Raw genomic sequence first — 18,355 nt, forward strand, 5'->3', positions numbered from 1 at the left:
AGGGGAAACCGGGGGCTTCTCGGAAGGCTTCCTCCGCACCTCGGCGCGAAGCGGTGGCCGGCGCGTGTGCGCCGCGCTCAGCAGCCGAGCAGACGGCCCGCGAGGTAGCCCTCGATCTGGTCCAGCGAGACGCGCTCCTGCTTCATCGAGTCACGCTCACGCACCGTCACCGCGTTGTCCTCGAGCGTGTCGAAGTCGACCGTCACGCAGTACGGCGTGCCGATCTCGTCCTGGCGGCGGTAGCGGCGGCCGATGGCGCCCGCGTCGTCGAACTCGATGTTCCAGTGCTTGCGCAGCGCCTGGGCAAGACCCTTGGCCTTCGGGGACAGCTCCGGGTTGCGGGACAGCGGCAGGACCGCGACCTTCACCGGCGCCAGGCGGTGGTCCAGGCGCAGCACCGTGCGCTTCTCCATCTTGCCCTTGGCGTTCGGGGCCTCGTCCTCGACGTAGGCGTCCAGCAGGAACGCCAGCATCGTGCGGCCGACGCCCGCCGCGGGCTCGATGACGTAGGGGGTCCAGCGCTCGCCGGCCTCCTGGTCGAAGTACGACAGGTCCTGGCCCGAGGCCTTGGCATGGGCGTTCAGGTCGTAGTCCGTGCGGTTGGCGACACCCTCCAGCTCGCCCCACTCGTTGCCGCCGAACTGGAAGCGGTACTCGATGTCGGCGGTGCGCTTGGAGTAGTGGGAGAGCTTCTCCTTCGGGTGCTCGTACCAGCGCATGTTCTCTTCACGCAGACCGAGGCCCCTGTACCAGTTCCAGCGCTCCTGCATCCAGTACTCGTGCCACTTCTCGTCCTCGCCCGGCTTGACGAAGAACTCCATCTCCATCTGCTCGAACTCGCGGGTGCGGAAGATGAAGTTGCCCGGCGTGATCTCGTTGCGGAACGACTTGCCCATCTGCGCGATGCCGAACGGCGGCTTGCGGCGCGAGGTCTGCTGGACCTGGGCGAAGTTGGTGAAGATGCCCTGTGCCGTCTCCGGGCGCAGGTAGGCGATCGAGCCGCTGTCCTGCGTGGGGCCGAGGTGGGTGGAGAGCAGACCCGAGAACTGCTTGGGCTCGGTGAACATGCCCTTGTTGCCGCAGTTCGGGCAGTTGATGTCCGCGAGACCGTTCTCCGGCAGACGGCCGTGCTTGGCCTCGTATGCCTCCTCCAGGTGGTCGGCGCGGAAGCGCTTGTGGCAGGAGGTGCACTCGGTGAGCGGGTCGGTGAAGGTGGCGACGTGACCGGAGGCCACCCAGACCTCGGTCGCCAGGATCACCGACGAGTCGATACCGACGACGTCCTCGCGGGACGTGACCATGTAGCGCCACCACTGGCGCTTGATGTTCTCCTTGAGCTCGACACCCAGCGGTCCGTAGTCCCAGGCGGCGCGCTGGCCGCCGTAGATCTCGCTGCACGGGAATACGAAGCCACGGCGCTTGCTCAGGCTGACGATGGTGTCGATCTTGTCGGCGGCCACGGTGCTCTCTTCATTACGACGACGGGCGACGAAGCGACTGCTTCAGAGCATTGCTTCAGAGCGAATGCTTCAGGTTACCGGCGGGGGCTCCCCTCCAATCAAATCGGTAGGGCACCTGGAGCGGGTCCCCGGGTGTGCCGAGCCGTTACCCGAGGATTGTTGACAACGGTTTCCATATTTGTTGAAAATGACTGTCGTGAACATACGTCGACGTCTCATACCCGGGGCCGCGGTCACCGCGGTCACCGCACTGGGCCTCGGAGCCCTCTCCGCCTGCTCCTCCACCAGTGCCGCCGGCAACACCGGGAAATTCGACGTCGTCGCGTCGTTCTATCCGATGGCCTTCCTCGCCGAGCAGATCGGCGGGAGCCACGTCCATGTCACCAGTCTCACCCAACCCGGCCAGGAGCCGCACGACCTGGAGATCAGCGCCCGGCAGACCGCGCAGCTCCAGGAGTCCGACGCGGTGCTCTACCTGAAGAACCTCCAGCCCTCCGTCGACGACGCGGTCGCCCAGTCCGAGATCAAGACGAAGATCGACGCCGCCTCCCTGACCACGCTGGAGGATCACGGCAACGAGGTCGGCGGCCACGCGGCCCGGCAGGACACGCAGCAGGGCGAGGAGTCCGCCGGGAAGGACCCCCACATCTGGCTCGACCCGGTGCGCTACGCCCAGGTCGCCCAGGGCGTCGCCAAGGCCTTCGAGAAGGCGGACCCGGGGCACGCGGCCGACTACGCGAAGAGCACGGCGGCCCTGGTCAAGAGGCTCGACGACCTCGACAAGCAGTACGCGGCGGGTCTGAAGGACACCAAGAGCAAGGTCTTCATCACCACCCACGCCGCCTTCGGCTACCTCGCCGAGCGCTACGGCCTCACCGAGGAGGCCATCAACGGCCTGGACCCGGAGTCCGAGCCCAGCGCGGCGCGCGTGCGGGCACTCGAGAGCATGGCGAAGGCCGACGGCGTCTCCACGGTCTTCTACGAGACGCTCGTCAGTGACAAGACCGCGAAGACCGTCGCCAAGGACGCGAACCTGAAGACGGATGTCCTCGACCCGATCGAGGGCATCACCGCCAAGTCCCGCGGCAGCGACTACTTCCAGGTCATGCAGTCCAACCTCAAGGCCCTGCGGACCGCCCTGGGGGCCCGGTGACAGCGGAAGGTGCCGCAATGAGCGAGCCCGTCATACGCCTGCGCGGCGTACGCGCCGACCTGGGCTCACGCCCGGTGCTGCGCGGCATCGACCTGACCGTGCGCCGCGGCGAGGTCGTCGCGCTGCTCGGCGCGAACGGATCGGGCAAGTCGACCGCCGTGCGCAGCATCATCGGCCAGGTGCCGCCAAGCGCCGGCGAGATCGAGCTGTTCGGCACCCCGCGCCGCGACTTCCGCGACTGGCGGCGCATCGGGTACGTGCCGCAGCGCACCACGGCCGCGGGCGGCGTGCCCGCCACGGTGACCGAGGTGGTCTCCTCCGGCCGGCTCTCCCGCGCCCGCTTCGGCATCCTGCGCAGGGCCGACCACGAGGCCGTGCGCCGCGCCCTGGAGCTGGTCGGCATGGCGGACCGGGCCAAGGACTCCGTCAACGCGCTCTCCGGCGGCCAGCACCAGCGGGTGCTGATCGCCCGCGCCCTGGCCTCCGAGCCCGAACTGCTGATCATGGACGAGCCGATGGCGGGCGTCGACCTGGCGAGCCAGGAGGTGCTCGCGCGGACGCTGGAGGGACAGGTGGCCTCCGGCGCGACCGTGCTGCTGGTGCTGCACGAACTCGGGCCCCTGGAGCCGCTGATCGACCGGGCGGTGGTGCTGCGCGACGGCTGCGTCCTGCACGACGGGCCGCCCCCGAGGGCCGTGGGCCAGCACGCCCTGCCCGGCCACGACCATGTGCACCCGCACGACGCGGCGGGCGCCGAACCGATCCGTACGGGACTGCTGAGCTGATGGACTTCCTCACCTACGCCTTCATGCAGCGGGCCCTGCTGGCGGCCGTCCTGGTCGGCATCACCGCGCCGGCCGTCGGGATCTACCTCGTGCAGCGCCGCCAGGCCCTGATGGGCGACGGCATCGGCCATGTGGCCATGACGGGCGTCGGCCTCGGCTTCCTGCTGTCCGCCTCCCCGGTGTGGATGGCGACGGCCGTCTCGGTCCTCGGCTCGGTCCTGATGGAGCTGATCCGCTGGTACGGCAGGACGCGCGGCGACATCGCCCTCGCGATGCTGTTCTACGGCGGCATGGCCGGCGGCGTGATGTTCATCAACCTCGCGCCGGGCGGCTCCAACGCCAACCTGACGTCGTACCTGTTCGGCTCGCTGTCCACGGTCTCGCCGTCGGACGTCGTCGCGATCTGCCTGCTCGCCGCCTTCGTGGTCGTGGTCACCCTCGGTCTGCGCCGCCAGCTCTTCGCGGTCAGCCAGGACGAGGAGTTCGCCCGGGTGACGGGCCTGCCGGTACGGGCGCTGAACCTGCTGACGGCGGTCACGGCGGCGGTGACGGTGACGGTCGCGATGCGCGTGGTCGGTCTGCTGCTGGTGTCCGCCCTGATGGTGGTCCCGGTGGCGGCGGCCCAGCAGCTCGGCCGCAGCTTCGCCGCGACCTTCGCCATCGCGGTCGCCATCGGGGTGACCGTGACCCTCGGCGGCACGATCACCTCCTACTACCAGGACGTGCCGCCCGGTGCGACGATCGTGCTGCTGACGATCGCCGTCTTCATCGCGCTCACCGCTCTGGCGACCCCGCTGGCCCGGCGACGCGCGCGGGCACTCGCCGCCGCACGGTCCACCCAGGACCCGCTGGAGTGCGTCATTCCGGCCAACCGGGAGGCGACCGACGAGGTCGGAGTCTGACCGCTCCCGGCCCGGGCTGGCACAATGGCCCGGCAGGGCGCAGACGTGAGCCGTGAGAGAGCCGAAGGGGCACGCCGGTACCGGCTCGCAGCGCCCCGTAGGCGAGCATCAAGAAGGAGGCAACGGTGACGACCGCCGGCCAGCCTGTACGGGGACGATCCACCCGCCAGCGTGCCGCCGTGGCTGCGGCACTCGACGAGGTCGAGGAGTTCCGCAGCGCGCAGGAACTCCACGACATGCTCAAGCACAAGGGTGACTCGGTCGGACTCACCACGGTCTACCGCACCTTGCAGTCCCTCGCCGAGGCCGGCGAGGTCGACGTCCTGCGCACCTCCGACGGCGAGTCGGTCTACCGCCGCTGCTCGATGGGCGAGCACCACCACCACCTCGTGTGCCGCGTCTGCGGCAAGGCCGTCGAGGTCGAGGGCCCGGCGGTGGAGAAGTGGGCGGAGGCCATCGCCGCGGAGCACGGCTACGTCAACGTCGCCCACACGGTGGAGGTCTTCGGGACCTGCGCCGACTGCGCGGCCCCCGGGGACTGAACCGAGGGCCGGGTCAGACGCGGGGCAGGTGGCGGTCCAGCAGGGCCCGCAACCTGTCCACGTCCTCGGGGGCCCGCACGCCCCGCTTGACGAGCACCACCGCACAGGTTCCGGCGCGGTCGGGGCTGCGCAGCACGAAGCAGCGCTCGGTCTCCGCGTAGCTGCCGTAGTTGGCCCACGCCATGCGGGTCTCCACGTGCACGCTCACGACCCGTACGCCCTCCTCGGCGACGGTCACCCGCATCACGCCGTGGTGCTGGTTCGCCCTCAGCAGCTGGCGGGCCGACGTACGGGGCACGCGGAACATCAGCAGCGGCCACACGACGAACATCGTCCCGAAGGCGACACCGGTGGCGTCGCCGCGGTACACGCCCGCCACCAGCTGCACCACCCCGAGCAGCCCGACGATCCCCAGGAAGACGGGGCGGTGGACCAAGCCGGCCCGGCCTCGCCTGCGCAGGACCAGCCGGAGGGCCTCGGCCATCTCCTCCTGCCGGTGCTCGTACTCCAGCACGACGGCGTCCTCGCGTCGCTCCACGGCCTGCTCGGTCACGGCCCCTCCCCAGGTCATCGGTGACGAGCGGTGATCGTAGAGCAGGGCCGGACCGGGCACCTCACCGGGCTACTCCTGCCTGCCCTCCATGGCCGGCAGTTCCTCGTTCGGGATGGCACCGCCGAAGCGGCGGTCGCGGGAGGCGAACTCCAGGCATGCCCGCCACAGGTCGCGGCGGTCGAAATCCGGCCACAGAACGTCCTGGAAGACCATCTCGGCGTACGCGCTCTGCCAGAGCAGGTAGTTGGAGGTGCGCTGCTCGCCGCTCGGCCGCAGGAACAGGTCCACATCCGGCATGTCCGGGTAGTAGAGGTACTTCGCGAGGGTCTTCTCCGTGATCTTCGCGGGGTCGAGCCGGCCCGCCTTCACATCCTCGGCCAGGGCCTGTGCCGCGTCCGCGATCTCGGCGCGGCCGCCGTAGTTCATGCAGAAGTACAGCGTGAGCCGGTCGTTGTCCTTGGTCTGCTCCTGGGCGACCTGGAGTTCCTTGGCCACCGACTTCCACAGCTTGGGCATCCGGCCCACCCAGCGCACCCGGATGCCGAGTTCGTCGAGCTGGTCGCGGGTCTTGCGGATGAAGTCACGGTTGAAGTTCATGAGGAAGCGCACCTCGTCCGGCGAGCGCTTCCAGTTCTCGGTGGAGAACGCGTACAGCGAGATGTTCCCGACGCCCATCTCGACGGCGCCCTGGAGCACGTCCAGCACCCGCTCGGCGCCGACCTTGTGCCCCTCGGTGCGCGGCAGCCCGCGCTCCTTGGCCCACCGCCCGTTGCCGTCCATCACGATGGCCACATGGTTCGGGACCAGCTCGCCCGGAATCTTCGGCGGACGAGCCCCGGACGGGTGCGGCTCCGGCGTCCTGTACTCACGGCGCTGGCGCCCCAGGAACCCGCGTACGGCCATGTGCTTCTCGCTCCTCGATCTGCTGTCGCTGTGACTGTCTACTGTTCCACGTACCGAAGCGAGCGCAGTCCGCGCTCCAGGTGCCAGTGCAGATACGCCGACACCAGTCCACTGCCCTCCCGGACATACCGCGGCTCGCACGCGTCCGCGGTCTCCCAGTCTCCCGTCAGCAGCGCGCCGAGCAGTTCCAGGGCACCGGGTGAGGGTACGACGCTGCCGGGCACCCGGCAGTCACCGCACACGACACCGCCCGAGGCCACCGAGAAGAACCGGTTCGGACCGGGCATGCCGCACTTCGCGCAGTCGTTGAAGCTGGGCGCGTAGCCGTTGACCGCGAGGGAGCGCAGCAGGAAGGCGTCCAGGACCAGATGCGGCGCGTGCTCACCGCGGGCGAGGGTGCGCAGGCCCCCGACCAGCAGCAGATACTGCTGGACCGCCGGCTCCCCCTCGTGATCGGTGAACCGCTCGGCGGTCTCCAGCATGGCGGTCCCGGCGGTGTAGCGAGCGTAGTCCGTGACGATCCCGCCCCCGTACGGAGCGATGGTCTCGCTCTGCGTGCACAGCGGCAGCCCGCGTCCCACCAGCTCACCGCCGCGCGCGAAGAACTGCACGTCCACGTGCGAGAACGGCTCCAGCCGGGCCCCGAACTTCGACTTGGTACGGCGCACGCCGCGGGCCACCGCCCGCACCCGTCCGTGACCGCGTGTGAGCAGCGTGATGATCCGGTCCGCCTCCCCCAGCTTCTGGGTGCGCAGCACGATGCCGTCGTCGCGGAACAGACTCATGGCCCCCATTCTCGCCTACGGCGGGCGCTCCCCGGGCCCGCCGGTCCGTTCAGGGCACCTCGCCACGGCTGCGGGCATTGGCGTACGCGGTCGCGGCGCGCAGCCGCTCCGCCGGGGTGGCGGGGCGCACGGCCTCCGGCTCCACGTCCCACTCCTTGCCCCCGCCGTACGGTCTCAGCTGGACGTACGGGCCCTCGTGCCCCATCACCACCCCCACCCTTCCGGAGCGGATGTCGACGGCGTACGAACCGATCGGCGGCTTCATCCCACCTCCGGAGCCCGCTGGGTGCGTGGGGCCGCCGGTACTTCCCTCACCGTGTCCTCCGCCTCTTCGGCGCAGCGCGCCGCGTGTCGTCCCCCGAGTGATACGTGTACCGCAGCCACCGTGCTCCCCGCTCCCTTCGAGTTTTACCCTTCGCATCCCCATGGTGACGCTCCGCATCTACACTCGACAGGTGTCTGCGTCCTGCAAGTGCGCGCAGGCGGGCGTTCGTTGAGGCAGGGCCAACGGTTCACGCCGGGGCCGGGATCCTCGTGTCCCCGTTCCCTTTTGAACGCGTTCAAGTCTGAGCTAGGGTCGTCTCCATCACTGAGGGGGAGAGGCCGGATGAAGATCGTGATACCCGGGGGAACCGGGCAGGTGGGTACGGTCCTGAAGCGCGCGCTGACCGCCGCCGGGCACGAGGTCGTGGTGCTGAGCAGGCGGCCGGCGCACCCGGGTGAAGTCCGGTGGGACGGCAAGACCCTGGGCCCGTGGGCCAGGACACTCGACGGCAGCGATGTCGTGGTGAACCTGGCCGGCCGCAGCGTCAGCTGCCGCTACACCGCGGACAATCTCCAGGCCATGATGGACTCACGCGTGGACTCCGCCCGGGTCGTGGGCGAGGTGATCGCCGCGGCCGCCCGGCCTCCCCGGGTCTGGTTGCAGATGAGCACGGCCACCATCTACGCCCATCGCTTCGACGCGCCCAACGACGAGGAGACCGGTGTCCTCGGAGGGAGCGAACCCTCCGTCCCGGGCTACTGGGCCTTCAGCGTCGACATCGCCAAGGCCTGGGAGCGGGAACAGGAGAAGGCCGACACCCCGGGCACCCGCAAGGTCGCCCTGCGCTCCGCGATGGTGATGAGCCCCGATCGAGGGGGCGTCTTCGACGTCCTGCTGCGGCTGGCGCGGCTCGGTCTCGGAGGACCGGTGGCGGGCGGCGCCCAGTACGTGTCGTGGATCCACGACCGTGACTTCGTCCGCGCGGTGGAGTTCCTGGCCGACCGGGACGACATCGCCGGACCGGTGAATCTCGCCGCGCCCGAACCGGTGCCGCAGCGCACGCTCATGCGCGCCCTGCGCGCTGCGTGGGGTGTCCCCGTGGGCCTGCCCGCGACGAAGTGGATGGCCGAACTCGGCGCCTTCGCCCTGCGCTCGGACACCGAACTGCTGCTCAAGAGCCGCCGGGTCGTCCCGGGCCGCCTGCTGAACGCGGGCTTCACCTTCGAGCATCCCCGCTGGCCAAAGGCCGCCGCCGACCTCGTCCACCGCGTACGGGGGCGCGGCCCCCGCGCGCGAGCGTCATCGCCGCGCCACGGCTAACGCCTGCCCGGGACCGTCTCGGCCCCCGGCTCCGTCGCCGCCCCGGACTCCGCTTCCATCTCCCGCAGGTGCACACCGAGTTCCACGGCATCCCGATCTGCCGTCTCGCGGCGCAGAAGGGTCAGATGCGCCGCGGTGAGCGTCATCAGAACGCCGATGTTGACGAGCGCCGCCATGTGCAGCCCGTCCGTGAACGCCGTCCGGGCGAGCCCGAGGAGTTCACCGCCGAGCCGTTCGGGCAGGTGGCCGGCGGCCTCGGCGGCACCGCCGAGGGTCGCACGGGCCGCCTCGGCGCGATCGGGCCCCATGCCGTCCGGAAGGGAACTGCCCTCCAGCTTCGCGCGGTACACGGCGGCGGCGACGGATCCGGCGACGGCCACGCCCAGTGCCTCGCCCAGGTTCGCGCCGGTCTCCCCGATACCCGAGGCGTTGCCCGCACGTTCGGGTGGGGCACTGCCGATGATCGCGTCGTTGGTGAGGGCGAGCGCCGCCTGGACGCCGAACGAGACGACGGCGAACCCGACCACGGCGAGGAACGGCCCGGACCCGGGGCCCACCAGGGTGAGCAGCAGCAGCCCCGGTACGGACAGCAGGAAGCCGCCCGCCATGACCCGGAGCGAACCCGTGCGGCCGGCCACGGCGGGGGCCAGCAGCGCGCCCACCACGCCCGCGCCCACCGCGGGCAGCGCCCACAGCCCGGCCACCGACGGAGACAGCCCCAACACCAGCTGGAAGTACTGGAGGAGCAGGAACTGCGTCCCGGTCACCGCGAAGAGCCCCAGGGTCAGCCCGGCCAGCGACACCCCGAACGCGGGGCTGGCGAAGAGCCGGAGGTCGAGCATGGGATCGGGGAGCCTCAACTGTCTGCGGACGAAGAGGACTCCGAGGCAGAGCCCGGCGGCGAGGCTCAGCAGGGGCAGCGTTCGGACGCCGTGCTGGGCGATCTCCTTGAAGCCGTAGACCACCGGCAACACCGTCGTGACGGACAGCGCGACGCTGACCGGATCCAGGCGGCCGGCCCCCGGATCGCGGTACTCGGGCAGCAGCGGTGGACCGGCGATCAGCAGGACGACGCCCACCGGCACGCCGAGCAGGAACACCGAGCCGTACCAGAAGTGCTCCAGGAGCACCCCGCCGACCAGCGGGCCGACCATGCCACCGATGCTGAAATTGGTCATCCACACCGCGACCGCGACCCGCCGCTGCCCCGGGTCGCGGAACATGTTGCTGATCAGGGAGAGGGTCGACGGCATCAGCGTCGCCCCCGCGACACCGAGCAACGCGCGCGACGCGATGAGCATCCCCACGCTGGACGAACAGGCGGCGAGCAACGAGGCCGCCGCGAAGGCGGCGGCTCCGGTCAGAAGCAGTCTGCGGCGGCCGATCCGGTCGCCGAGAGTCCCCATCGTGGCGAGGAAACCGGCCACCATGAAGCCGTAGATGTCGACGATCCAGAGCAGTTCCGTTCCGCTCGGGTGCAGTCGTTCACCGAGCACGGGCGCCGCCAGATGCAGCACGCTCATGTCCAGACCGATGAGCATGGTCGGCAGCGCGAGGACCGCCAGCCCCGACCATTCCCGTCGCCCGGCCCGCATCGGAACGTCGGGGCCCGGACGAGGCATCGCCATCACCTGGCGGCGCGGGAGGGGACCAGCGCGCCCCGGCACTCCCCGAGCAGCCGGCGTACGGCGTAGGTCACCGGGCGGCGCAGCGCCTCGCCTGGCGTGAGCCACACGGCCGAGGTGCCCTCCGGGCCGAGGTCCACCGCGAGGTCCGCGTCCACCGCGTCGGCCGTCCGGTAGACGTGCCACAAATGGGCGTCGGCGCCACGACGGCAGCCGTCGCCGGGCACCGGAGTCCTGGTCAGGCATTCGAGCCGTTCGCCGGCGATACCGGTCTCCTCCCCGAGTTCGCGCACCGCCGCCTCGTCGGGGTGCTCGTGGCGCTCGACGTGCCCGGCGGGGATCGTCAGGCCGAAGGGGAACGCGGTGCGGTCGAAGAAGAGGATGCGGCCGCGGACGTCCCGGACGAACACGCCCGCCGTCTCGTGCCAGTACTCGCCCTCGGCGTCCGTCCACCACCGCAGCGCGGGGTCCAGCACCAGCGCCCGGTCGGCGACATGACCGCAGGCGAGGCACACACCGTGGCGGCGGGCACCCGTGGTGCGCCACTCCACCGACGCGCTTCTGCACCGCAGGCAGTAGTGGCGCACGGCGCCGTCCCGCAGCGCCTCGGGGGGAAGGAAGTCCAGTTTCATGCCTCACTCCGGGTCTCCGACGCACCCGGCTCGCGCGGCAGACGGCAAGGGGTCCGCCGCGCACGCCGGGTGCGTCAGAGTTGACGTACGGAACCCGCTCAGGTGTCCAGGCCGAACCGGGTGAAGAGTTCCTTGTCGCCGGTGACGTACGAGGTGTCGGTGATCACCGTCTGGTCGGACGGGCCCCGGCTGCACATGCACATGTGCCGGCCGGTGGAGACGACGCGCGCCGCACGGGCGCCACCCGAGGACATGATCTCCTCGGCGATGTCCTTCACCAGGTGCTCCTGGATCTGGAACCTGCGGCTGAACGCCTGTACCAGCCGGGGGAACTTGCCCAGGCCCAGGATCCGGCTGCCGGGCACGTAGGAGATCGCCACCTGTCCGTAGAAGGGCAGGAAGTGGTGCGCGCAGATGGAGTAGTAGTTGATGTCGTGTACGCGGACCACACCGGCGTGTTCACCCTCCACTTCGACTGTGGTCTTGAGGATCGTCGATGTGTCGATCTCATAGCCGCTCAGTAGTTCGCGGTAGGCACGGACGATACGGGGCTCACATTCCGGCTCCCGGTACCAGTCCAGCGCGCGTTTGTCGGTTGTGACGTTATCTTCGAGCCACTCGGCGATGGTGCTCATCCAACACCTCCTGATGGACGCGGGTCGCGCCGCTACTGCTGCTGTCTCAGGTCAGTCCGTTGACGGTTCCACCCATGCCGCCATCTGTGGCTGCTCGAGGAACTGGGTCACGCCGTTCCGGCGGAAGTGGTCGCTCCTATCGACCACACGGCTCTTCGTACCGCGGCGCCATTCCCACGGATGCTCGTGCCGTTCGCGGGCCTGCCCCGGAAACGCGATCCAGGAGCCGCAAGCACGTACACACACATGCCATGGACAGCAGCTTCATTCTGACTGTGCCATGCTGCCCGCCGTGCACCGGGGCGCGCAAATTGTCTGAGATGTCCGAGTGATGGCTCACTCGGGCGCAGCAGCGACAGCCCCGCCGGCGACGCCATGACCGTCACGCGTCCCCGGTGTCCTCCCGGCGGACCTCACCGCGCGCCCGGCCCGGTGGGCACCTTGCGCGGGCATCCGGCGAGATGGCTCGCGAGGTTGTCGTGGACCGCCTGGAAGTCGGCCGACCGGGCCGTGTCCGTGTACCAGTCGGTGCCCGGGGTGAGGACCACGTCGTCCAGCGTGCGCGGCGGCCCGAGGGTCCCGCCGTGCGGCTGACCAGGGCCGACGGTAAGGCGAACACATGCTCGACGACGGCCTGTCGGGAGTACGCCGGGCAGTGCGCGACGGTGAGCCCGGCCCGCACGGTGGGGTCGAGGTCCACCCCGTCGAAACTCGTGGTGACCAGCGTCGGACAGCGCAGCCGGGTGATTCTGCGCAGCAGGCCGGCGGGCAGCCGGGTCCCCTCGAGGGTGCGCGAGGATCACGCCGGGCCTGACGAGCCGCTGTACGAGCTGGTCGGCGAACGGCTGCGGCGGAGCGGGCCGTTACGCGGCTTCAGCTACTCCCCGCGGACCAGGGGGCACGACTACGCCGCCTTGCTGACGGCTCGCGCCCCGGTCCGCGAGGGTCCGCCGGATCGCGTTCGGTCAGCCGGAGAGGTCCTGGGTGGCCTCCCACAGCCGGTTGAAGCGCTTCATCCGGTGTTCGACGAGGGCGGCCCGGGCGTTGAGGGTGGTCTTGGCGTTCACCTTCTTCGTGTCCTGGTCGATCTCGTAGGTGAGTTCGTTGTCGAAGATGATGAAGTCGCTGTGCGTGCCGAGCTGCACCCGGTGCGGCAACTGGGACAGGGCCACCACACGGGCGTCGATGCCCAGCGAACGCTGACTCTCGCACAGTTCCGTCAGCTTGCCGTCGATCTCCTGTTCGGTGTCGACGATGAACAGCCGCCTTATCTTCACCCCGCGCAGGATCGCGTCGCTCTGCGCCTCCAGATAGCGGCTCGCGGGCTCACTGTTCCAGAAGTCCCGGTCGACCGAGGTGCTGGTGGCGTCCAGGGTCTTCTTGATGCACCGGGTGAGGCCGATGAGCCAGTCCTGGTTCTCCCCCAGGCAGTCGGCGATGTTGTTGCTCAGGTTCTCCAGCAGCTGGGCGAGCCGGTCGATCTCCTCGCCGGCGAAGGTCTTCACCAGCTCGTTGTTCAGCAGTCCCGCCTTGGTGGCGCTGCGGGCGAGCTTGGTCACCCCGTCGGAGCGCAGTACCGAACGGTCCACCTGGCTGAAGAGTTCGGTCGCCTCGCTGATACGGGCGAAGCGGTCGTCGACCAGGTCCGTCATCTCCCGGCGGTGATCGCTGAGATGGCCGCGCACCTCACGGTGGTGCTCCGACAGGCTGTCCTTCATCTCCCGGATGCGGGTGCGCTGTCCGCTCTCCATCGCCTCCAGCCGGCGCTCGAAGTCCACCATGTACTGGACGATCAGGGCGGACCCGCCGATCACGATGGAGATCGTCAGCTTCCACACCTCGTCCTGCTTCTGGTTGAGCGCGTTGGTCAGGACATAGGCGATGATCGACACCACCACGGTGACGAGCGTCTTCAGCAGGAGCGGTGGTACGCGCAGGCCCTCCGGCCGTGGCGTGTTCGTCGTACCTTGCGTAGCGGTCATTCCTTTCCTCCCCCGTCGGATCCTTCGGGAACGCGCGCCGGAGCGGCTCGCGCGTCGTGCTCAGCGTGCGGTCAGCGCCTCCCTCAGCAACGGGATGGCCTGAAGGGCCATCTGGTCCCGGATGCGCTGCACCAGCGTGTGCCACTGGCGGCTGAATCCCGGCTGCTCGTCCAGCGACTCCGACAGCGCGGACAGCTTGCGGTCCACCCGTGCCCGGGGCATCCACAGATGCAGCAGATGGTCGACGGCGGGGCGCAGCGCCAGGACGGCCAGGGGCCCGTCCGTCGACCCGAAGCGGCTGCCGTCGAGCATCCGTACGAGCGTGGTGAGCAGCCAGTCGTGCAGCGCGAGGTCCTCGCACAGGCGCAGGACGGCGGTCGGTTCCGTGTCCTCGGGGATCCCGAGCCGCACCGTGCGCAGTTCGTCGTCGACGACCGTGAAGTGGATCGAGGGGTCCTGGCCGTCCGGGACGGGCAGCGCCACCCAGCGCAGCCGCGTGCGGCGGCTCTTGAACGGGCTCTTCTGGTCCAGCAGCGGGTGCCGCACCAGCCGGGTCAACAGCCCCTCGGCGATCAGGCCGGGGTCGAGTTCCCCGGACCGGCCGCCCTTGAGGAGCCCTTCGGCGACCGCCTGCGCGGGCAGCTTCCCCAGGGGTTCCACCACCCCCGGGCGTACCAGGTAGGAACCCCAGGGCCGGCGCTGGTCGGGTCCCGTCGCGGGGACACGGAAGGACGAGCCGGCCTGAAGGACCCGGCCCTCGGTGAGCGCCGCCCGGGTGACCACCGTGCCGACGGCGCGCACCCGGGCGCCGCCCGCGGCGGGCAGCGCGCAGTCCACGCCCATGAGGGTGTCGGGTGAGAGGGCGTACAGGTTCGGGCGTTCGGAGACGAGGACGCGCTCGTCGGCCCTCAGCCGCAGCACATGGCCGGCCGCCCGGAGGTCCAGCGCCTGGGACGTCGGCAGCAGACAGGTGCGTACTTCGCCGCCGGCGAGGATCGTGGACCTCGCCTCCCCCGGGATCCCCATGTCACCACCCCGGGTAGAACACGTAGGAGGCCCGGTCCGCCACGGAGTCGGGCACCGCGACGCCCTCTGCGGCCGACCGCCTCGCGACCTGCCGCAGCGCGCCCGCGTCCACCTCGGTCTGGTCGAGGATGACGCGCACGGCGTGTTCGATGGGGAGGAACCGAGACGGCAGTACGGAGATGGTGCGATAGGCGTTGAACGGGGCCGCGTCGGTGTTGAGCTGGAGCAGCGGCGCCAGCCGGTCCCACTCGGACGGGAAGCCGCCCGAGGTGTGGGCGCGCGGGACGAGGACGGGCTCGCCCTCGTTGCGCAGCAGACCGAGGCGGGCCAGTTGCCAGACCGCGGCGAGGAAGGGGCACGACCAGGTGCGGTGCCCGTCCTGGTCGTCCCAGAGTTCGACGTCCAGGAAGACGGAGTGCCGGTGGGCGGCGGTCTCCTGGGGCGGCTGCCAGGCTCCGGACCGCCTCATGGCCTGGGCGCGCTGAGCGGGGGTGCGCACCCCGTTGGCGAGCCAGCCGGTCTGGCCGACGGGCGGGCGCAGGCCGTAGCTGCCGGGCGGCGGGGACTCGACCAGCCGGCCGGCCACCGATTCCGCGAGCGGCACCTTGTCCGCCACAGCACAGCCGGACTCCCTGGCCAGGTAGTCGATGACCAGCCCCGCGCGCTCGGCCTCGTCGAGCAGGACCGGCACGACCTCGGCGGGGGTGGAGAAGCGCGTGAAGTAGTCGTCGATGAGGAAGCAGGTGCTGATACGGGGGCGGGAGCCGCCCCGCCGGCCGGTGGCGGCGGCTTCGGCACGGGCGGCGGCTTCGGCACGGGCCGCCTCCGCCCAGGGCTTCACACGCTCGAAGTGCTGCCGCAGCCGCGGGGGCCCGCCCTCGAAGTCCTCCATGTACAGATGTCCCAGCTCCAGGGAGAGATGGGACAGCGCCAGGGAGCGGGTGAGCGGCTCGGCGGTGGTCTCCCGGAACCCGGACTCCGTCACGACACCTCCCAGTGGGCCTCGTCGGTCAGCCTGCGGGCGAGCTGCTCCAGCGCCTCCAGCGTCTCCTTGTTGGCGATCTGGGTGGACAGCACGTCCTCCTCGGTGATGAGCTGCTCACGCCATTGCAGGACGGGTTCCAGCGGGATGGTCCCGAGGACCACGCTGTCCCCGATCTTCCGCTCCGAGGCGAGCTGCCGCAGATAGTCGTCGCACCGCTGCATCCAGACGGACTGGGCGGGCGAGACCTGGGACCACAGCGCGGACTCGGGGTCGGGCACGGCGGCCCGGACGAAGCGGATCGACCGGCGCAGCGCCTCCTTGTCGTGGAGGCCCGCCGCCGCGCCGTTGAGGATGCCGTGCTCGCCGAAGACCAGCCCCGACGCCGCGAGTACGTGCTGCCGGGTCCAGCGGTGGAAGATCAGCCAGCGGGCCTCGACGCCCCGCAGCTCGGGCTGCGCCGTCGCCTCCAGCACCATGTCCATCGCGTAGCTGCGTCCGGCGCTGAGGTCCACGATGATCACATCGAACTCGCTGTTGAGGCGAAGCAGCAGATCGACACAGCGGCGCAGGGTGTCCTGGTCCGTGGCGAACTCCCCGCCGCTCGCGTCGCCGGGCAGCAGGACGAGCCGGCCGGAGCCGTTGGGACGGTTGCGCAGCACCGGGTGCAGGGTGTGGGCCCAGATGTCGACTCGGGCGGGCTCGGCGGTGCCGGCCTCCAGATAGGTGTGCAGGCCGCCTCGGTCGATGCCCAGTTCTCCGGGGACGTCGAAGACGGCGGCGGCCGTGGGCGAGCCGAAGTCGAAGTCGACGTAGCACACGTCGTCACCGGCGAGCGCGCGTTGGAAGGCCAGGTTCGCGCTGGTCACGGAGCGGCCCGTGCCTCCCTTGTCGGAGGCGGCGAAGACGAGCACGGGCTCACACCTCCCGGGCCGCGTCCCGGGCCTGGGCCAGGACGTCGAGTTCACCGAGCACGGACAGGGTCAGCGCACAGGCCGTGCCCGGCTGTTCGTCGAGGATCCGGCGTGCCCGCCGCAGCCTGATCTCTATGCTCCGCAGTGACTTGGCGCGCTCGCCCTCGGCGGCGAGGGTGGGCTCCATCTGCTCGTAGCCGAACAGATGGGTGGACTCGCTGAGCAACGCTCGGGCCAGCACGGCCAGTTCGGCGCTGCGGATCGGCCGCTGCACATACAGCTTGCGGGCGGCCACCATGCATTCGGTGACGCGCTCGGTGACGCTCCAGGACACCTGGTCCGGTCCTTCGGGCGAACCGGGGTACACGGCACGGACGTTGTCCCAGAGCCCGATGCCCTCGCCCTCCTGGATACGGCGCTGCCACAGATGGCCGAAGATCTCCTCGGCGAGCCGGAGCAGGCGGTCCTGGGCGGTGATGTTGCGGGACAGCTCGCTGAGCTGGATGGTGCGCTTGAGGAGCTGGGCCGAGAAGTCGGTCATGGTCCACTGAAGGGGCGGCCCGCCGGCGTCCTCGCTGCCTTGCAGGGGCAGGGTGACGCCCGGGTTGTGGAGCCGTACGGCCGGGTCGTCGCGCGTCATACGGCTGGTGATGCGGCCGCGTTCGGCGAGGCGCTCCATGACCGTCACGGTGCGCGTGAGGTCCTCGTCGGTGGCCCGCCGGCGCACCAGGTCGTGGACCAGGATGGCGGCGACGGAGAGCGAGAAGTACTCGGATTCCAGCAACTGGCCGGTGGTGCGCCAGGGGAGGTCCTCCAGCGGCCAGCGCTCGGGGTCGAAGCGGGCGATGCCCGACCAGTACTGCTGGGTGATCTCCCAGCGCAGCCGCAGCGCCTCGGCGAGCTTCTGCTGTTCGGGGTTGAGCAGACCGAGGGTGAGGGTACGGTCGGAGAACAGGTCCTGGATGCCGTCGAGGGCGACCACGGTGAAGTAGAGGTAGGGCACCGCGTCCGCGACGCCGTCGGGCTGGGTGCCGATCGGGTCGCTGGTCTCCACTTTGGGCGCGTCCTTGACCAGGCTCCAGGCCCAGCCGCACTCGAAGAGCTGATTGTCGTCCTTGAGGCGTTCCTCGACGTCGACACCGAGGACGAAGCTCTCCGTGATCGTGGCGCGGAGCGGCTTGAATCTGCGCTGGAACTGCTGGAGCACGGCACGCTCCGACAGCTGCCCCTGGCCCACCAGCCGCCGCAACCTCTGTCCCTGGCCGGAGTCGGCGTCGAAGACGTTGACGGTGAAGGAGCGCAGCAGGCTGACCATCGCGGCAGTCAGCCGGATGCTGGTCGCCTCCCTCAGCTGCGCGATGGCCTTCCTCATGTCGCTGCGGGAGGTGCGGTCCTCGTAGACCTTGAGGAAGCCGAGGGTGGCGAGGCACAGCGTGACCGACATGGAGAAGGAGTCGACCACGCCCAGTTCCCGCTGCTCGCGGATGACCTCCCGCTGAGGGTCCTGGGAGGTGAAGTAGTAGCCGCCGGCGAAGGTGGGGGTGGCGTCGGGCCCGGTGTGCGTGCGCATGAACTGGTCGAGGACCGTCACGAGGGCGGCGGGGATCTCGGTGCGCCCGCCGACCCGTCTCAGCGCCTTCTCCACGTCCGTCTGGGTGGTGTCGGGCTCGTCGAGGCGGAAGGCGGGGATCTCGGTGGCGGGATACATGAGGCAGAGCAGCCGTTCGGCGTCCGCGACACTGCTGAGACCGCCCCATTCCCCCCAGGACCACTTGCCGCCGTCGAACGAGTGGCGGGCCATGGCCTGCCAGACGTCCAGCAGATGCTGACGTGGCTTGATCTGCATCCCCATGCCCCTCACACAGGTCGCACTGCCCTGTATTCCGCGTCC

Annotated in this window: 19 protein-coding genes and 1 pseudogene; 5 read left to right on the forward strand and 15 right to left on the reverse strand. The window is 70.3% G+C overall.

Features of this window, described 5'->3' with window-relative positions; all coding sequences use genetic code 11:
- Positions 1-77: 77 nt before the first annotated feature.
- Positions 78-1,460 (reverse strand): glycine--tRNA ligase, encoded by a 1,383-nt coding sequence (locus ACIP94_RS03515; RefSeq protein ID WP_402418874.1) that lies wholly within the window; start codon positions 1,458-1,460, stop codon positions 78-80.
- Between the two features lie 196 nt (positions 1,461-1,656).
- Between ACIP94_RS03515 and ACIP94_RS03520 the strand changes: the two genes are divergently transcribed.
- The 4 genes from ACIP94_RS03520 (at position 1,657) to ACIP94_RS03535 (ending at position 4,842) form a co-directional block, all read left to right on the forward strand.
- Complete coding sequence (locus ACIP94_RS03520) at positions 1,657-2,613, forward strand: metal ABC transporter substrate-binding protein (protein WP_402418878.1); 957 nt, start codon at positions 1,657-1,659, stop codon at positions 2,611-2,613.
- Positions 2,614-2,630: 17 nt separating this feature from the next.
- On the forward strand, positions 2,631-3,398 hold the full coding sequence (locus tag ACIP94_RS03525; RefSeq protein ID WP_402418880.1) for a metal ABC transporter ATP-binding protein: 768 nt from the start codon (positions 2,631-2,633) through the stop codon (positions 3,396-3,398).
- Positions 3,398-4,300 carry a metal ABC transporter permease gene (locus tag ACIP94_RS03530; RefSeq protein WP_402418883.1) on the forward strand — a complete coding sequence of 301 codons (903 nt, stop codon included), beginning with the start codon at positions 3,398-3,400 and terminating at the stop codon, positions 4,298-4,300. Before ACIP94_RS03525 ends, ACIP94_RS03530 begins: the two co-directional genes overlap by 1 nt.
- Positions 4,301-4,425: 125 nt before the next feature.
- The gene (locus ACIP94_RS03535; protein WP_402418885.1) at positions 4,426-4,842 is read left to right on the forward strand and encodes a Fur family transcriptional regulator; all 417 of its coding nucleotides are present in this window, start codon (positions 4,426-4,428) and stop codon (positions 4,840-4,842) included.
- A gap of 13 nt (positions 4,843-4,855) precedes the next feature.
- On the opposite strand, the gene ACIP94_RS03540 is transcribed toward ACIP94_RS03535, so the two are convergent.
- From ACIP94_RS03540 to ACIP94_RS03555, 4 genes are all read right to left on the reverse strand, one after another.
- Positions 4,856-5,395, reverse strand: a complete 540-nt coding sequence (locus ACIP94_RS03540; RefSeq protein WP_402418888.1) for a YcxB family protein — start codon at positions 5,393-5,395, stop codon at positions 4,856-4,858.
- A 69-nt stretch (positions 5,396-5,464) separates the two neighbouring features.
- Positions 5,465-6,298 (reverse strand): isoprenyl transferase, encoded by an 834-nt coding sequence (locus tag ACIP94_RS03545; RefSeq protein WP_402418891.1) that lies wholly within the window; start codon positions 6,296-6,298, stop codon positions 5,465-5,467.
- Between the two features lie 38 nt (positions 6,299-6,336).
- Entirely contained in the window at positions 6,337-7,083 is a 747-nt protein-coding gene (gene recO / locus ACIP94_RS03550; RefSeq protein ID WP_402418894.1) for a DNA repair protein RecO, read from the reverse strand.
- A 49-nt stretch (positions 7,084-7,132) separates the two neighbouring features.
- Positions 7,133-7,348: a hypothetical protein gene (locus tag ACIP94_RS03555; protein WP_402418897.1), complete on the reverse strand. Its 216-nt coding sequence runs from the start codon at positions 7,346-7,348 to the stop codon at positions 7,133-7,135.
- A 342-nt stretch (positions 7,349-7,690) separates the two neighbouring features.
- Here ACIP94_RS03555 and ACIP94_RS03560 point away from each other — a divergent pair, with 342 nt between their 5' ends.
- Entirely contained in the window at positions 7,691-8,668 is a 978-nt protein-coding gene (locus tag ACIP94_RS03560) for a TIGR01777 family oxidoreductase (protein WP_402418900.1), read from the forward strand.
- On the opposite strand, the gene ACIP94_RS03565 is transcribed toward ACIP94_RS03560, so the two are convergent.
- The 10 genes and pseudogenes from ACIP94_RS03565 to ACIP94_RS03610 all read right to left on the reverse strand — a co-directional run bounded on the left by ACIP94_RS03565 (position 8,665) and on the right by ACIP94_RS03610 (position 18,310).
- Complete coding sequence (locus ACIP94_RS03565; RefSeq protein ID WP_402418902.1) at positions 8,665-10,296, reverse strand: MFS transporter; 1,632 nt, start codon at positions 10,294-10,296, stop codon at positions 8,665-8,667. The genes ACIP94_RS03560 and ACIP94_RS03565 overlap by 4 nt on opposite strands.
- Positions 10,296-10,925 (reverse strand): NUDIX hydrolase, encoded by a 630-nt coding sequence (locus ACIP94_RS03570; RefSeq protein WP_402418905.1) that lies wholly within the window; start codon positions 10,923-10,925, stop codon positions 10,296-10,298. Before ACIP94_RS03570 ends, ACIP94_RS03565 begins: the two co-directional genes overlap by 1 nt.
- Before the next feature lie 98 nt (positions 10,926-11,023).
- Complete coding sequence (gene folE, locus ACIP94_RS03575) at positions 11,024-11,560, reverse strand: GTP cyclohydrolase I (RefSeq protein WP_402418908.1); 537 nt, start codon at positions 11,558-11,560, stop codon at positions 11,024-11,026.
- Positions 11,561-11,973: 413 nt separating this feature from the next.
- Positions 11,974-12,108, reverse strand: coding sequence for a hypothetical protein (locus tag ACIP94_RS03580; RefSeq protein ID WP_402418910.1), 135 nt, complete (start codon positions 12,106-12,108; stop codon positions 11,974-11,976).
- A gap of 17 nt (positions 12,109-12,125) precedes the next feature.
- A pseudogene (locus tag ACIP94_RS03585) lies at positions 12,126-12,332 on the reverse strand (hypothetical protein); the annotation flags it as partial.
- Between the two features lie 193 nt (positions 12,333-12,525).
- A complete protein-coding gene (locus ACIP94_RS03590) occupies positions 12,526-13,542 on the reverse strand; it encodes a DUF6879 family protein (RefSeq protein WP_402418913.1) in 1,017 nt (338 codons plus the stop codon).
- Positions 13,543-13,602: 60 nt separating this feature from the next.
- Positions 13,603-14,568: an SCO2521 family protein gene (locus ACIP94_RS03595; protein ID WP_402418916.1), complete on the reverse strand. Its 966-nt coding sequence runs from the start codon at positions 14,566-14,568 to the stop codon at positions 13,603-13,605.
- Between the two features lies 1 nt (position 14,569).
- Positions 14,570-15,553, reverse strand: coding sequence for an SCO2522 family protein (locus ACIP94_RS03600; RefSeq protein WP_402418919.1), 984 nt, complete (start codon positions 15,551-15,553; stop codon positions 14,570-14,572).
- Complete coding sequence (locus ACIP94_RS03605) at positions 15,550-16,464, reverse strand: SCO2523 family variant P-loop protein (RefSeq protein ID WP_402418922.1); 915 nt, start codon at positions 16,462-16,464, stop codon at positions 15,550-15,552. The genes ACIP94_RS03600 and ACIP94_RS03605 overlap by 4 nt, the downstream gene beginning before the upstream one ends.
- A gap of 4 nt (positions 16,465-16,468) precedes the next feature.
- Positions 16,469-18,310 carry an SCO2524 family protein gene (locus tag ACIP94_RS03610; RefSeq protein WP_402418926.1) on the reverse strand — a complete coding sequence of 614 codons (1,842 nt, stop codon included), beginning with the start codon at positions 18,308-18,310 and terminating at the stop codon, positions 16,469-16,471.
- Positions 18,311-18,355 lie beyond the last annotated feature (45 nt).

This window comes from Streptomyces sp. NPDC093261 (genome assembly GCF_044753645.1).
Taxonomy (GTDB): Bacteria; Actinomycetota; Actinomycetes; order Streptomycetales; family Streptomycetaceae; genus Streptomyces.